General features: G+C 45.2%; 16 protein-coding genes. All 16 read right to left on the minus strand.

Annotated elements, in window-relative coordinates; genetic code table 11:
* Positions 1–133: 133 nt before the first annotated feature.
* The gene (locus B4V02_RS19375) at positions 134–580 is read right to left on the minus strand and encodes a phage holin family protein (protein WP_007429179.1); all 447 of its coding nucleotides are present in this window, start codon (positions 578–580) and stop codon (positions 134–136) included.
* A gap of 99 nt (positions 581–679) precedes the next feature.
* Positions 680–1,558: a tail fiber protein gene (locus B4V02_RS19380; RefSeq protein WP_094156010.1), complete on the minus strand. Its 879-nt coding sequence runs from the start codon at positions 1,556–1,558 to the stop codon at positions 680–682.
* 14 nt (positions 1,559–1,572) lie between these two features.
* Positions 1,573–1,962, minus strand: a complete 390-nt coding sequence (locus tag B4V02_RS19385; protein WP_094156011.1) for a phage tail-collar fiber domain-containing protein — start codon at positions 1,960–1,962, stop codon at positions 1,573–1,575.
* A 113-nt stretch (positions 1,963–2,075) separates the two neighbouring features.
* Positions 2,076–2,867, minus strand: coding sequence for a putative phage tail protein (locus tag B4V02_RS19390; protein WP_094156012.1), 792 nt, complete (start codon positions 2,865–2,867; stop codon positions 2,076–2,078).
* Between the two features lie 57 nt (positions 2,868–2,924).
* The gene (locus B4V02_RS19395; protein ID WP_094156013.1) at positions 2,925–3,236 is read right to left on the minus strand and encodes a hypothetical protein; all 312 of its coding nucleotides are present in this window, start codon (positions 3,234–3,236) and stop codon (positions 2,925–2,927) included.
* 59 nt (positions 3,237–3,295) lie between these two features.
* On the minus strand, positions 3,296–3,907 hold the full coding sequence (locus B4V02_RS19400; RefSeq protein ID WP_094156014.1) for a hypothetical protein: 612 nt from the start codon (positions 3,905–3,907) through the stop codon (positions 3,296–3,298).
* Positions 3,908–3,919: 12 nt separating this feature from the next.
* A complete protein-coding gene (locus B4V02_RS19405) occupies positions 3,920–6,481 on the minus strand; it encodes a hypothetical protein (RefSeq protein ID WP_094156015.1) in 2,562 nt (853 codons plus the stop codon).
* Position 6,482: 1 nt separating this feature from the next.
* Entirely contained in the window at positions 6,483–7,052 is a 570-nt protein-coding gene (locus tag B4V02_RS19410; RefSeq protein WP_094157044.1) for a putative phage tail protein, read from the minus strand.
* A 46-nt stretch (positions 7,053–7,098) separates the two neighbouring features.
* The gene (locus B4V02_RS19415) at positions 7,099–8,250 is read right to left on the minus strand and encodes a baseplate J/gp47 family protein (protein ID WP_094156016.1); all 1,152 of its coding nucleotides are present in this window, start codon (positions 8,248–8,250) and stop codon (positions 7,099–7,101) included.
* Positions 8,250–8,720, minus strand: coding sequence for a DUF2634 domain-containing protein (locus B4V02_RS19420; RefSeq protein ID WP_094156017.1), 471 nt, complete (start codon positions 8,718–8,720; stop codon positions 8,250–8,252). The genes B4V02_RS19415 and B4V02_RS19420 overlap by 1 nt, the downstream gene beginning before the upstream one ends.
* Complete coding sequence (locus tag B4V02_RS19425) at positions 8,707–9,114, minus strand: hypothetical protein (RefSeq protein WP_094156018.1); 408 nt, start codon at positions 9,112–9,114, stop codon at positions 8,707–8,709. Before B4V02_RS19425 ends, B4V02_RS19420 begins: the two co-directional genes overlap by 14 nt.
* Positions 9,107–10,087, minus strand: a complete 981-nt coding sequence (locus B4V02_RS19430) for an XkdQ/YqbQ family protein (RefSeq protein WP_094156019.1) — start codon at positions 10,085–10,087, stop codon at positions 9,107–9,109. The genes B4V02_RS19425 and B4V02_RS19430 overlap by 8 nt, the downstream gene beginning before the upstream one ends.
* Entirely contained in the window at positions 10,084–10,722 is a 639-nt protein-coding gene (locus tag B4V02_RS19435; protein ID WP_167383809.1) for a LysM peptidoglycan-binding domain-containing protein, read from the minus strand. The genes B4V02_RS19430 and B4V02_RS19435 overlap by 4 nt, the downstream gene beginning before the upstream one ends.
* A 39-nt stretch (positions 10,723–10,761) precedes the next feature.
* The gene (locus B4V02_RS19440) at positions 10,762–12,795 is read right to left on the minus strand and encodes a hypothetical protein (protein ID WP_094156021.1); all 2,034 of its coding nucleotides are present in this window, start codon (positions 12,793–12,795) and stop codon (positions 10,762–10,764) included.
* A 181-nt stretch (positions 12,796–12,976) separates the two neighbouring features.
* A complete protein-coding gene (locus B4V02_RS19445) occupies positions 12,977–13,411 on the minus strand; it encodes a phage tail assembly chaperone (protein ID WP_094156022.1) in 435 nt (144 codons plus the stop codon).
* Positions 13,412–13,480: 69 nt separating this feature from the next.
* A complete protein-coding gene (locus B4V02_RS19450) occupies positions 13,481–13,888 on the minus strand; it encodes a phage tail tube protein (protein WP_094156023.1) in 408 nt (135 codons plus the stop codon).
* Positions 13,889–13,926: the final 38 nt, after the last annotated feature.

A 13,926-nucleotide genomic window follows, 5' to 3' on the forward strand; every position in this document is an offset into this window, starting at 1 on the left:
ATCCCAACTATGTCTTGGTTATCCATATGCTTGGACCACTGAAACGGTCCGGGCTTTTCCATCTTTGCGCTGAAAATAGGGCAAACGTGGATTCCGCTCCTACTACCCTTATGCTGAGTTACGGATGACACTTTTATGAAGCTTTATTCCCTTTGCCAGAAGGGTCTGCCGGCTTTTTCTTTTCCCCGCTCGACTTGGATTCAAAAATGGCTACCGCATTCCGCAAAATATCCGGCATCGGCACCCCCATTCTGCCTACATTTTCAATAATGGACAGCAGCTCATTCGCCAAATAAAAGAAAACGACGGCATCCCGGAAATAATGTGCATCCCCCAGAATACCGTCGATCAGATGAGCCACCGTAATCATCAAAAACACCGTAACCTTGCGAAAAACACCATAATAGCCCTGGCGGCTTTTCAATTGCCCATTAATCCAGGCCGCCGCCCAGCCTGTAAAAAAGTCGATAATGACCATCCATAGCAACAGCGTCAGCATCGTCGTCCACCCTCCGAAAAAATAACCGATCAGGGTCCCCGTGGAAAACCCCAGCCAAATCTGATCGATTTTTTCATGCATATTTGTTCCCCCTTTTGAATCAAGGTGTAAAATGAATGCCCTTGGATTGTCCAAAGGCATAAAGCACATAAATCAAAAATTTGTATGAGTTTTCCTAATTTATTCGAAAGCATACCATTGATAAGCTTGTGTTTTAACATTATTGGACATATAAACGGTTGCACTAATATTAAAATTAAACCCACCTGCTATACCTGAATAAGAAACAGAAGCATCTGCACCTCTATAAGTACGAATACCTGCGAGATTGCTAATATAGCCATTATAATCACTAGTACTACTGGAAATTGCTATATTAACCAATACGATACTTGGCGTAAACGACAATCCTGAGATTGCTAACGATATTGTAGGATTAGTAGAAGTAACAGATACCTGACCATTAAAATTTCCACTTGCGGATTTTTTAGAAGATAATCCACTTATTGCTGCCGCTAACTGATCTCCTGTCATCCCAGAGTTGGCGTTGCCGCCCTTGCCAGTGATAGCGTTAGCGACCTTTAATTTAAGATCACTGGCTTGTGTAAAAGCCTGGTCGGCCCGGCTGTAAGCCTCATTTGCTCGATCATTAGCCGCCTTTACCGCACTGGGCGTAGCTGCCTGATCTGTAGCTGTGCTCCCTGTAGAAGTATTAAGCTGCACAATCCCTCTCGCCTGTGTTGAGGCAGAAGGCAAATCCGATGCCGGGTGACTATGCTGCTTTGGTGCTGCATATTGCTCTGTATACTTCTTGGCGTTAGCTTCTGCTGCACTCCATGCCGCTTGCTTGGCTGCTGTAACGTGTAGATCTGTATTGCTGGCGTGACTTTCCAATGCTTCCTTGGAAGCAACACCGTTTCCAGCCGGATCCTTTTTGATGCTTTCAATCTGCTCGGCCAGTCCCTGGTCATTCGTGTACAGAGTATCAATTGGTACATTTAGAACGTCCGCATGTCCCTGATCAGTAGTAACAAATCTGCGTGGCTGTTGTATACTCATACTTTTCATCCTCCTTAATAAATGTCATCAATCTCGAAAACAAACTCCATATCACTGTCCTTGACCTTGTTGCTCATTGTCCGAACGGCAGTCAGCTTACCCGCTGTATCTACTAAAGCAAGCTCATTAATGGTCTCACCCGCTAATTCGGTTTCCGCAAGTGAACAGATATAGCGGATTGTCGCAGGGGCAATGAATTCATAGCTGGTAATATCCTTCTGGACGAGCTCCTTTTTCAACGTCTGCTCCGTTCCGTCCAAAGGCAGTGGCTCCCCCGCTTGATCTACACCTCCGCTGCCAAACGCCATTTTTATCACTTTTGTCAGCGTTCCTCCCTCAGCTCGGGCACGCGCCATTTGTTCTCTTGCGTAAGCAGTCGTAATTGTCAGAACTTGTTCTGCCATGCTTACCATCCTTTCTATTTTCAAATTAAAATTTATTCTTGGATAATTAGTTCGCAGGGCAGCCATGCCCGTTTTCAAGCTATTTCCAGTGTTGAATGAGCTGCATGAGCTTTTTAAATGGAAACAATTGTCTCACTTGAGCTTAGCATCTGGCTTCCATCCAGCTTCATACTCCCATCCAACTTCCAATAATGGTCTCGAATCTTCATACTGCCTTCCTGATAATTATTCACATGATGCATGACAACAAGCTTCATAAGGTTCGAATTCCGTAAGCGTTCCCCAGTCCACCCGGACAATGAAGCAACTCCATTCAGTAGCTCAATACCATCAAAATACCACGGCCTCCCGCCAAAAAAACGAACTCTCGAGCGTAATCGAATACGAGGAACTATTTCATTCTTATGAAGAAATGCAAGTCTAGTCTTGTTATTCATATAAAAAGCAAGGTGAGCAGGCTTAATATCCTCTATGATCTTTTTAAAATCAACCATATTATCAGGGATACGGTTTTCAAAGCTTATACCGAACTTGTACTCGGTCGGTTCAAAATCTACTTGTCCATCGACACCAAATGAGTTCATGATTTTCCGTATTAAATCTCCTGAAAATTTGCCGCTCCCACGGAGTTTAGATTCCACAACGGATCGTCGTTGCTCCAATGGCTTTTCCAAATAAATCGGGATGCCTAGCTCCATCTCCCAACGTTCCAGCGCCCAAGTGGCAGTGCGAACATAAAACTGGGCTAACGTATCATCGAGCGCGAGATATAGAGCATCCAACTCGCTACCCTTAACATCCATATCGACGTGCATGACACGGGATGCTTCGTAATAGGCTGGAAGATAAGAAAATAGCTCCCGGCCTCGTACGCTGCTCATTTGATTTTTTATATCACTGCCCATTGATGCTCACATCCCCAGCTCTGCCGCCTGTCCGAAATTGAATCCTTTTAAAAGTATTCATTCTTTCATACATGCTTGTTCCTCCTTTGGGTACAGGCTTTTTTGCTCTGTTCTCTTGCGGAAAATAGAGCTATACCATTTAACCGTCTCTCGCTGTGTATTGGAAACCTCCATAGATGACAAATCTTCCACGTTTTCCGACACCAGATCAGAACGATGGGATAAAATCATTTTCATCACCTGTTCACGTTGCTTTTCATCTAAAGCGTAGCTTCCAATGATGGTCGCTATATCTCCCTCTCCCTGGTCATAACGGGTGATGCAAGCACGAGCACAAATACGCAATTGAGTCTCTGTTAGAGTTGCCATAGTGATGACTTCACCTCTTTTGTATAAATTTTGTTGCTGTATATAGTAATCAGTACACGTTATTTACCTGTATTGCCAAGCAAGAGCTGGGTCAGTGTCACTTCGAGATCGGCAATGCGCTTCTGTAACTGGTCTGCTTCACTTGGTTGTTGCTCTGCTTTTTGTGTAAGTTCCTGAACCGCTTCATCACTTAACCCTTCACCCCAGAATGTTGTTGGGTCTCTTCGTTCTGGAGTTGTAAATGTTGGAGCACAATATACAGGTTCGTCCCCGCGTTCGTTTTCCAGCTTACTTTGCCATTCATCATACAGCTTCTGAAATGCAGCTTTAGTTTCCTGGCCGAGTTGTTCAAACGCCTTCTGGGCTTCTCTCAGCCCTATGTCATATTCTACTTCATAAGTCAACCAGCCCTGGATGTCAAAACGAGGATGATACAAACCTGTTGGTACCGGAGTACCCACGGTATAACCAGCAAGAATGTTTTTTGAATTCGCTCCATCTACAGCACTTAAGCTATCGGCAGTAAGCACATTGGTGTCAAGCTGCTGATCTGTATCAGATAGTGTGAGCGAAGAATGAATATAAAAAGGGACGACGCCCGAAAAGGCATCGTCCACCAACTCGTCCTCCAGATAGAGGCCGTCTGAATTTACTTTAGGTACTAATTTCATATGTTTTCCTCCTTATTGTTCAGCTATGAACGATACCCCATCCAGCCACACAGCCGTGTATATGGTGTTTTGAACCTGCACAGTGCCGTCTACGTTTATTATGACAGTGGAATTGTTCGACTCAACTCCTCCGCCTGCGCTAGACCTCACCCTTATCTCTGTTCTGGTGGAGGGCCTGTATCCTTTAGGAAGGGTAAAAGCTATTGTAGCAGGGGTTGTAACTCCTCCTGTGATAGCGTCTCGGAAAAACACTATACCATTGCTCGTTTTAAGGACTCCGAACCTTGAGGAAGACCATCCATTCAGCAATGTTGGTGTAATCCAGGCTGGGTTATCCTTATCGGCCTTCTTGTTTTCCAGCACCGACACCCGCGCCGTATTCTGCTGTACGCTATCTACCAAATCAAGCAGCAGCGTCTTTTCGTTGATTGCGTATGAACCTAAGATTGGGACTACAGGTGACTGAGCTAGAGTTAAAAATGAAATCGTATAGGTTATTGTTTTATCGTAATTAGTGGCTGGAGTCTCAGCGTAAGCCCAATCATAGGCAGTAGTAAGTCTCCATTTCGAATCTTTTCGACCATTAGCATAGACGCCTAGAATTTTTCTTGATGGGGTACTCAAATAGCTGGTTACATGCGCTTTAGCCCCAATAAAGGCCGTATTATTATATTCAAAGACTGACGCTCGTTCCCGCAGCACAATCCCCGAACCGATTTCTACCTGATTGTCTCCATCAGTAAGCATTAGCTGTCCTTCGCTAACAATAGGTTCGACTGTAGGGACTACGAGTTGGTATACGAGTCGGTACGGTTCCCAATATACAGCCCTACCATCTTTACTCAACCCTGGGTCTATTTGCGTTGTCGGTAATACCGAAGTTGTTGATCCATGATCGTTGATCTTTCTCCAACTCTTAGGTCCTTGATTGTTAAAAATCTCTGCAGACGTACCGTTCCAATAATACATGTTCCAGCCCATATAATACGCCTTAATCTCGTCTACTGTAGGTGTGTAACCGTCTCCCCATCCACTATCGGTGTTGGAAATGGATAGGTAGACGTTCCCGTTTGCGTTCATTGAAAATCGATCTCCGCTACTAACCGCTGTCCCTTTGCGATTAGTCAATATCTTGCCGTCAAACTTATAGGCATATGAGTTTTCGGTAGCCTCAGGTGCAATTGATAGACGAACCTCCTTATACCCCGTAAAACCAGAACTGAATAACCAAGGCTGGTTTCCATCAAGCGCCATGCCTAGCCACTTCTTCGACTTGAAGTATTGACCATCACGTTCGAACACTGTATCAGCATTAGTCCCTGTAGCTGGATCAGCATATAAGTCTGTTTGTAAAGCAAGGATGGAATCCTCACGCAGCTTGAATGGTTTAGCGGTACTGCCGATATTGAGCATAGGTCTTTTAAAATTGCGTACAGTCCCAGCAGTCCATGTCCATTGGTTTACATCAAATTCATCAGTATAGGAGGTAACCCCTGATATGTTTACACCCATGCGCACCGCTGAGGGGCTCAGCTTAATAGTCCTGGACTCCCCAGGCTTTACGAACATTCCCTGTAGTCGCACCGCGTTTTTATCGAATGTTGATATCCGCATAAACCCAGTACTATCTACTGAATTTGTCAAAGTATATTCCTGGTTCGGAATAGCGTCAAGGTAGTAAACCATGTAGGCGTCCGTCCCAATATCTCCCGAAACAAGTGTCCCACTTGTAGTGTATGCATCAGAAGTGAATACTGTATGCCCTGTTTTTGTCCATTCATAAAAGTTCGGCAACAGATTTTCACCATACCGAATAACATACGGATTACGTACAGGCGCTACGCTATCTACGTATGGATAATTCGCAGCAACCTGATCGGCGGTCATACTGGCGAGTGCTGCGTATTCGTCGCTGCTGACTTCGTAAAGGCGGAAGCTATCAACGTTAAAGGCGTTTCCACTTGTGCCCGAGCCTACAGCAGCGACGACGTGAGATGTCGACGTAGCTGTGAACCGTAGGAATGATGTGCCAAATACAGTACCAGTTACATCGTTACCGTTAGCAACACCGTTAACAGATACGTAGGCGCGTGATGTAGATCCATTTTTTAAATCAGCCAAAAGTACATACATTTTCCCAGAAACTGTGTTTACCGCCCTGTTTATATTCCCCGATGCAGCGTTTAGTGAGACTTTAATTGAGTTTGCGCCACTTGTTCTGGTGGCAGTGTCAATCTCTAGTGTACCTGTCACATTCCAGCCTGTCGTAGCTTCACAGTTCCCATCACGCCCCAACAAATTCACCAACGTACGCCCGCTCAGCCCTGTCAGCGAAAATGGCGCAGCCTTTTCCGCATGAACAATCTGCACCCCGGGTTCCAGCGTTACCGTCTTACGCTCTGTCGTATCCAGACGCTTCTTGATCGCATTCACACCATCATTCACATCACCTGCAAAATCATCTACAGAGCGCCAGTTTTGATCCAGATACTTCTCCAGATCAAAATACGTTGTTTTGGGCGACGTGCGGTCAATTTGATTTAAACCAAGATTCGGTGTTTTTTCACTTGTCATGTTATGCGCCACCTCCTAGGTATCTATCTTGTGTTGTATGTTCATTTTCATAGAGGGTCATAGACTCGACTTCGGCAATGGTCAGGTAGCGTAATTTGTACTCCACCGCCATATGAGCGGGTTTGATCTCCTCAATGGCTGCTTTAAGATCATCCACATTAGGCGGAATCCCGATGGTATCTATAAATTTGACCGTAAATCCCCATTCGGCAGGGTGAAAAGTAACATCTACCGTTCCCCCGTCATACGCCTCAGCTACATTTTTGACAAGCTGACCGGAAAAAGTCCCGGCCCCTCGCAACTTCGACTCCACCACCGCACGTCGCTGATCCAACGGCTTGCCAAGATCGGTTTCGATGCCCAGCTCCATTTCCCAGCGTTCCAGCCCCCACGTAGCGGTGCGTACGAAAAACTGCCCCACCGTTGCATCCATTGCGAGATACAAGGCGTCCAATTCGCTGCCTTTCGCATCCATATCGGAACGCATCACACGTGAGGTTTCATAATAAGACGGTAAAAAGGAAAACAGCTCGCGTCCCCGCAAGCTGTCGATTTGAATATCCTCTCCCATAGCTCGAGCGGAAAAGGAAGCGCTGGTACTACGGTTCACTTCATTATTACTCACTGACACTCACCGTCCCCAGCACGGCCACCTGACCTGTTCCAATCTCAATATTCTGATTGCTCTGTCCATTGATTTTCAACTCAGAGAAATCAATAATGATCGGAATGTCCAGCAAAACAGCGGAAACCCGGGTATATCGAACCAACGGGTCTTCCTTGTAAAAAGCAAGCTGCTTCAAATAAGTCCGTACTCCGCTTTCGATCAGTTTTTTGATTTCATCCAGCGTGGATGGCTTCTCCTTGGTACGCTGTACCTTGACTGAAATGTTGATCGCTACTTCATTCGCTGGCATGATCGTTACTACAGGGCCCGCTGGTGCCAGGCCTTCGCCTTGTCCATCCTGGGTTGGATCAATATATTTTTGCACCGCAGCGACGATATCCGGGCTGGCAGCCCGTTTGTCCGTGTCCAGCACATATAAACCCACTGTTCCTGGCCCTTTCCACAGTGGAACAACCTCTACACCGCCGACTCCGGCAATTTCATTCGCCCACTGCGTATACTGCGCCTTGTTACCGCTTGTACCCTGGTTTCGCACCTTGGCATAAAAGCGCTCCAACAACAGCTGATCACTCTCAATGTCTGTACCGCTTTTCGTCTCCTCCGTGTTGATCACGGAGGAAATCCCGCTAATCGGGGTCGCCATTACCTGGATGACACCCGCAGGCACGTTACCGCTGCGTCCGGGATTAATCGCCCGAATGGGCGCAGTTCCTGCCCCCTGTTCATCCAGCGTTACCGATGCTGTGGTCGCATACTCAATAGAAGCTTCCCCGGATACATCATCTGCCGGCGTCGCTACCAACGTTCCTGCCGGGACGGTTGTTCCCGCTGTGCCTGTAAATGTGACTGTACCTGAGGCGGCAACCGCTTCTCGCCGTGTCACCCCATGCTCTGCTGTTCGCAAATCCAGCTCCGGCGAGCGAAAATCCGGGTTGTCGCTGGCTGCCGTGCTGGCAAATCCACGGCGCAGCAGCTCCTGCGCCCAGATCGCCGCTTCGGACAGCATAAATGCGACCGGAGCCTGCGCATCCCAAATAAAAGAGCCCTCGGACTTATCAATGTCCGAAGGCACTTTTTCCAGCATCCGATTTAAAATTTCCTCTTCCGTCTGGTCTACCAAATATTCCGGCAAGTCTGCCATTAGATCACCACACTTTCCACAATTTCCGTTTCATCCCGCACGTTCGTAATCTGGCAGCTAAAATGGCATGCCTCACCTTCCCAGCGAAATGTGAACTGATCCACACTGGCCGTTCGGGCATCTGCCAGCAACGCTTCTGTGACCATGCGTTTAATTTCGCTTTCCTGCACACCGTGCCCATAGCTGTTGCCAATCAGCTCCTCCAGCTCGCTGCCATAGTCAGGGGAATAGATCACATGACGGTAGCGAGGAGTGCGAATGGCTTTTTCACACCACTGTACCCAGGCTTCTTTTTCACCTGTGGTTACAATTTTACGACTGGGGCTCATGACAAACTCCCCGGCTTCAAAATCAAACCGCCAGCTTCGCCCAAATACTGCACGGTTATCCTCCAGCACATCCGGGTCGGTCATATCTGTATCTGTCCAGATCATATCATCTGTTTCTGGAAATAGATTAGCCACGTCCATTCACCACCTTGCACACGACAACTACATCGTTACCGCTATTCACCCGAACCGCAAGCACACGATCTCCGGGTTTTAGTCCTTCGTTCAGGCTCAGATTCACATCCTCCAGCTCGTCCTCCCCGATGTAAAAGGAAGTTTTTGGCTCTTTGCCCTCCCAATTCTCCGATTCGAGCGTGGCCGAGGTGCCTTTATACATATGACGGGGGACAGACAGCAATCCCGGCAGCTCAGCGACCAGATAATCCTGAAGCTCATGTTTAAAATCGTCCAGTTTGAGTCCGGTGGAAGTAATCGTGCCCAATACCGCGCCTACTCCGCTAAGCGCTTGCCGGGTGTGCCCTGCCATAGACGACTGCATTACACTAACAAATGCACTATAAGGGTCTTTACTCAAGAAAATACCTCCTTTTTACCATATCGAAGGAAGCAAGCTCTAAAGTCATGTTGCCTGGATTCCCCAAATCCCGGCTGACTGACGTAACGATTAGCTTCAATCCTCGTAACATCACAGCCTCACCGGCACGAATAGTGTTAATATCCGGTAAATTTACAGTAAAAGTTTCCTGTATTCCAGTTAGATGGCTTTTAGCAAGCTTACTGGCTCCACCAGCAGCTTTCACTTGATCATCCTCTACCAGTTTTTGCAAAGTACCTAGTGCTTTAGTATCCCCTTCTGCTACAGCCAGTACCTTAGACGCCACCTCTTGTCCGCTTCCTACATTCTCATTAGCTGTCATCACTTTGACTTTAGTAACGGCTCCCTCAAGTGTCCTTAACTGAGTAAGATCAATAAAACGGTCTAACACGTAGGGGGAAGGATTGCTGCCGATTTTAAATAACTCCAGCCCAGCGCCTGTCATACGTAACTGATACAAGTCTCCGCCCAATTTTGCTGTCTCTTTCAAATCAGCAAGCATCATGGAATATAGGGTTTGGGCACGATAAATACCTTTTCCTAACTGCACTTTCGTATCAGGTAGTGAAGCGATCTGAAACTCCCAATCCTTTGCATATTTATGCAACCGTTGTGTAGCTGTCTGTCCTTTGGGAAATAAATATTCGTCCTCAGATTTATCCAAATAAATCGTACGATCATATACTACCAACGAGAAACGTTTTGTACCGCTGTTAGAGCTCTCTACTTCCCACACAACAGCAGGATGGAGAAGCGGCACCTTTACACTTTTTCCAAATGGAACTCCACTTACACGAATCGACATTCCCGGAGTAATTGAGGGCATATCATTTGAAGCAGCTACACGTATGCTGGCCTGATATGCAATTTGATTAAGAGCATCTTTTAAAGTTATTTTCTCGACCAGGGGAGTAAGATCATATTTATCTTGAAGTATTACTTGGTAGCTCATGGCATCACCAGCTTTTGACCCACTCTAATCATATTCGGATTATTGCCTATGACCTTTGTATTCATTTGATATATACTTTTCCATTTGGAACTGTCCCCCAATTCTAGCTTTGCAATTTTGGAAAGCGAATCTCCCGTCTTGACAGTGTACGTTTTAGATTTGGTCTTTAAATTCGTGCGTGGAAGGCTGCTAGAGTTTACTTTTTGAGGAGAACTCTCTTTTCGCAAAGCTATTTTAGGTTCACGCCATGTACGTAAAGTAATTTCAAAATATATATCCCCTGCCTCGCCTCCACGAAAGGTCGTATTATGGGCAATGATAAAAACAGGAACATTAATTAGCGTATTCGTAATAATAAATTGATACGGTCTCTCTGCTTTTAGCATTGCATTTAACCTATTCATCGCTTCATTAGGGTCCGGAATATTTTTATATCGACAATAAGATGCATCATATATCTTTGGAAAAAAAGAAGAAAAGGTGATTTCTTTCACCTTTTCTCCTTGTGGAAAATCAAATTCTCCATGTGTAAGCATCGTAACTGTTTCATAACCCTTTTGTCGAGATATGTTCACCTCTTCAGGATTAACCGGGAAATGAAATACGCTCCTATCATTAATGAGAAAAAAGTCTATACTCATGGCCCCCCTCCTTTCTACTGTGATAGATTTGCTTTAGGCTAATACAGCTTTACCTTTTTTTAGGGAGCTACTGTCCCCTCCTCCCTTTCTATTAATAATTGCCTGTCGCACCTCATTTACAATCCGGTGTCCTACTTGAAGTGCCATCGCGTCAAAATCAATAGAATCTTCCTTAACGGTTACCTGTACTGCCCCTGGAGGCAACGTTACACTGATTTGGTTATTCGTTTCTGTCTTGAAATCCTTGAGAAAGCCTGATAAGCTACTCATTTGTTCATCCGTTATTTGTACAAGCTGCGGAGCAGGCTTTCCTCCGTTCACCGTAGTAATCTGTGGACCGCCTGGCCCCATGCCTTGAAGTGCTTTGGAACGGCTTTGGGCATCCTGAATAAAAGATGGTAACGGTAGTCCCGGATCAACCGAAGGAAATCTTGATAGAGCTAACGGCGCCCCAGGTGTAGTGGAAGCGGGATTATAAGATTGCAAGGCTTCATTTACAGAAACAGCAGGTTGTGATTTTTCAGGTTCATTTGAATAACCAAACATATCGGAGAAGCCATTTTTCAAACTATCTGCTTGACTGGAAAACCAATTGCTTACATCAGACACTTTATCACTCATCCATTCCGTTGCTTGGGAAGCTTTTTCTCCAACCCAATCCGTTGCAGCGGTGGCTTTCTCGCTAATCCAGTCCTTTGCACCAATAGCTTTTTCTCCAACCCAATCCATTGCAACAGTGGCTTTCTCACCAATCCAGTCCTTTGCACCAATAGCTTTTTCTCCAACCCAATCCATTGCAGCAGTGGTTTTCTCACCAATCCAGTCCTTTGCACCAATAGCTTTTTCTCCAACCCAATCCATTGCAGCAGTGGCTTTCTCACCAATCCAATTACTCATTTCAGAGAGCTTTTGAGCTAACCATTCACCTGCTAAACTATCTACTACAGCGCCTACAACTGCACCAATAAGAGCACCAATTGCAGTACCTATACCTGGAGCAATCGCTGTACCAATAGCTGCCCCAGCAGTAGTAAAACCATTTCCTAAAAGCGCAGATGTAATGGCAGCAGGACGTTCTTCCGGCGAAGTAGTAGCAATGTCTGCAATATCTAAAATCAAGCTAATCGGGCCAAGTAGCTTCTTCCCCCCCTTCATAGCTCCTTTGCCTATCTTTTTAAGTGTATTCCCCGGATTTTCGCCAAGTATTTTTTTTCCAAAATCAAAAATTCTTCCAAGTGTTCCCTTATTTCCATTTGGTCGTCCCCCTGGAACTCCCGGCTTATTAGAGCCAGGTTTTGGGTTAAAAATACGTTTTACCTTTTCCCACAGCTTAGGAAGTCCTCGTTTTTTGCCAGGATTTTTTTTGTTGTTCTTATTTTTATTTTTGTTTTTACCATCAGGTCCATCTTGCTCAGCAATGCTTCTCTTACTGTTTCCTTTTTTCCCACAGCAACAATCACAGATCACCTTAATTTTTGGAGAAACTCGAATAGGACCTGTTTTTACGTTGATCTTAGGCGCAAATTTTGGAGCTGCAACTCTAATATTCAATCTTGGTGGTTTAACTTTGATATCATAATTAAAGTTAAAGTCAAATTTAGGATCCTTTATCTCTATATTTGCAGTAACACTGATAGACTTGTTCACTATATTTGAAACATTTAAATTGTTTCCCCCGTTGCCGCCCTTAGCTTTCTTCTTATTTGTTCCGTCTTGATCAATACCTGTTTTAGCACGTGCAACAATATAGGCATCCTTAAGACTTTTTAGCTTTCTGATAAGCGCTTCAAGCACCGGAGTCGCCTTATCAATCAGAAAGACTTTTGGCATAATGCGCAGGCGGCTAAGACGAATAGCTAGACTGTAAATATTACCCAGATGCCTATGCATATACTTGAGTTCCGTATTTAGCTTAATCAAGCTCTGATAACGGGCACGTCCTAATCGATCAGAAAGCCGCTGTATCTGCTCAATATAGCGACTTGTTGCTTTTAGTTCCCGGTTTGTAATGATCAGATCCTCTACATCTGTAACAATATTAACTCTGTAGTTACTTGATCCTGCCATCTACTCACCTCCTTACGTATCTATCATTGCTGTATTTGTTTAGATAATGCATCCAGTTCCTCTTCCGCAAATGCGATCAACATGGATCTTTCTCCTCTATTTAAGGCCCAGAACTCTCCGGGACGGAGATGATGCCGTATCCACAGATGATACAGCACCGTCGTCATTCCGCCGGAGCGAATCAGTTTTTTAGATCATCAATTTCCACACCGAACCCGGACAGTTCCAGAACCTTGTCACCTACCGCATCCAGTTCCCCTGCCAGAAGCATACGACGCACAGCCTGTTCCCCACCGGACAATTTAAGACGGCTAGTAATTCGTGGGTCACCCCATCCATTAATTTGAAGACCTTTTACTTCTAAACTAGCCGTAGCTTCAGAGATGAGCAATGCATTAAATGTTTCTGTATCTACTTTTTCATCCACACGTCCTTTAATGGTTTTACGAATTGTACACCGTTCACGGATGCTATCTACTTTGCTGGATGTCAAACCACGAAGTGTGAGAAGCATACTCAAGCGTTGAATACGAACAGTTTCCTCGGGTAATTTGTCGGCCGCTTCAAAAAGACTATCCAAAATTTGTTCTTCTGACATATTTTCAGGCAAGCTCATGTTATATCCCCCTAATAATTTTTTTGAATATTAGGCCCGGAATTACTCCGGACCCATCAGAACAATAGATTATTCAGCAACGATAGGATCAAGCAGTTCATAGCCTTCGAAGGTGAAGGTCGTTTCTTCTGGCACTTCCTCTCCTGCGGTCCAGTTAGCTAATTGAATCTTATCTGGCATGCACCGGATCAAACGAACACGTTCATGTCCAAAAGATTCTGGGTCATCCAGTTTGGAAATGATATCGAATTTGGCAAAGCCGCGGCGAATCATATCAGAGGTTACTTTATAACCACTCATCGTCCCGGTACCTTTTTTAGCTCCATTTTTATGCACTTTCCATGTATTTCCTACCAAATTCAGTTCTCTTTTATCAATTTCTACGCTAGCTTCCAGCTTATTAATATGTGTCTGCCATACCCCATCAATATATGCCTGACCATACGTACCTAAAATGACTCTTGAAGCATCCAACATTTCTTTTTCCTCCTCAAAATAATCCATAATGTAGTTTG

Origin of the sequence: Paenibacillus kribbensis (assembly GCF_002240415.1) — a bacterium.
Taxonomy (GTDB): Bacteria; Bacillota; Bacilli; order Paenibacillales; family Paenibacillaceae; genus Paenibacillus; species Paenibacillus kribbensis.

Bases quoted from the DNA above. Each gene is read 5' to 3' on its own strand.
- B4V02_RS19415 (WP_094156016.1), bottom strand. From the start codon at position 8,250: ATGGCAGACTTGCCGGAATATTTGGTAGACCAGACGGAAGAGGAAATT.
- B4V02_RS19385 (WP_094156011.1), bottom strand. From the start codon at position 1,962: ATGGCAGAACAAGTTCTGACAATTACGACTGCTTACGCAAGAGAACAA.
- B4V02_RS19420 (WP_094156017.1), bottom strand. From the start codon at position 8,720: ATGGACGTGGCTAATCTATTTCCAGAAACAGATGATATGATCTGGACA.
- B4V02_RS19400 (WP_094156014.1), bottom strand. From the start codon at position 3,907: ATGAAATTAGTACCTAAAGTAAATTCAGACGGCCTCTATCTGGAGGAC.
- B4V02_RS19375 (WP_007429179.1), bottom strand. From the start codon at position 580: ATGCATGAAAAAATCGATCAGATTTGGCTGGGGTTTTCCACGGGGACC.
- B4V02_RS19390 (WP_094156012.1), bottom strand. From the start codon at position 2,867: ATGGGCAGTGATATAAAAAATCAAATGAGCAGCGTACGAGGCCGGGAG.
- B4V02_RS19410 (WP_094157044.1), bottom strand. From the start codon at position 7,052: ATGGGAGAGGATATTCAAATCGACAGCTTGCGGGGACGCGAGCTGTTT.
- B4V02_RS19380 (WP_094156010.1), bottom strand. From the start codon at position 1,558: ATGAGTATACAACAGCCACGCAGATTTGTTACTACTGATCAGGGACAT.
- B4V02_RS19430 (WP_094156019.1), bottom strand. From the start codon at position 10,087: ATGAGCTACCAAGTAATACTTCAAGATAAATATGATCTTACTCCCCTG.
- B4V02_RS19445 (WP_094156022.1), bottom strand. From the start codon at position 13,411: ATGAGCTTGCCTGAAAATATGTCAGAAGAACAAATTTTGGATAGTCTT.
- B4V02_RS19395 (WP_094156013.1), bottom strand. From the start codon at position 3,236: ATGGCAACTCTAACAGAGACTCAATTGCGTATTTGTGCTCGTGCTTGC.
- B4V02_RS19440 (WP_094156021.1), bottom strand. From the start codon at position 12,795: ATGGCAGGATCAAGTAACTACAGAGTTAATATTGTTACAGATGTAGAG.
- B4V02_RS19450 (WP_094156023.1), bottom strand. From the start codon at position 13,888: ATGTTGGATGCTTCAAGAGTCATTTTAGGTACGTATGGTCAGGCATAT.
- B4V02_RS19405 (WP_094156015.1), bottom strand. From the start codon at position 6,481: ATGACAAGTGAAAAAACACCGAATCTTGGTTTAAATCAAATTGACCGC.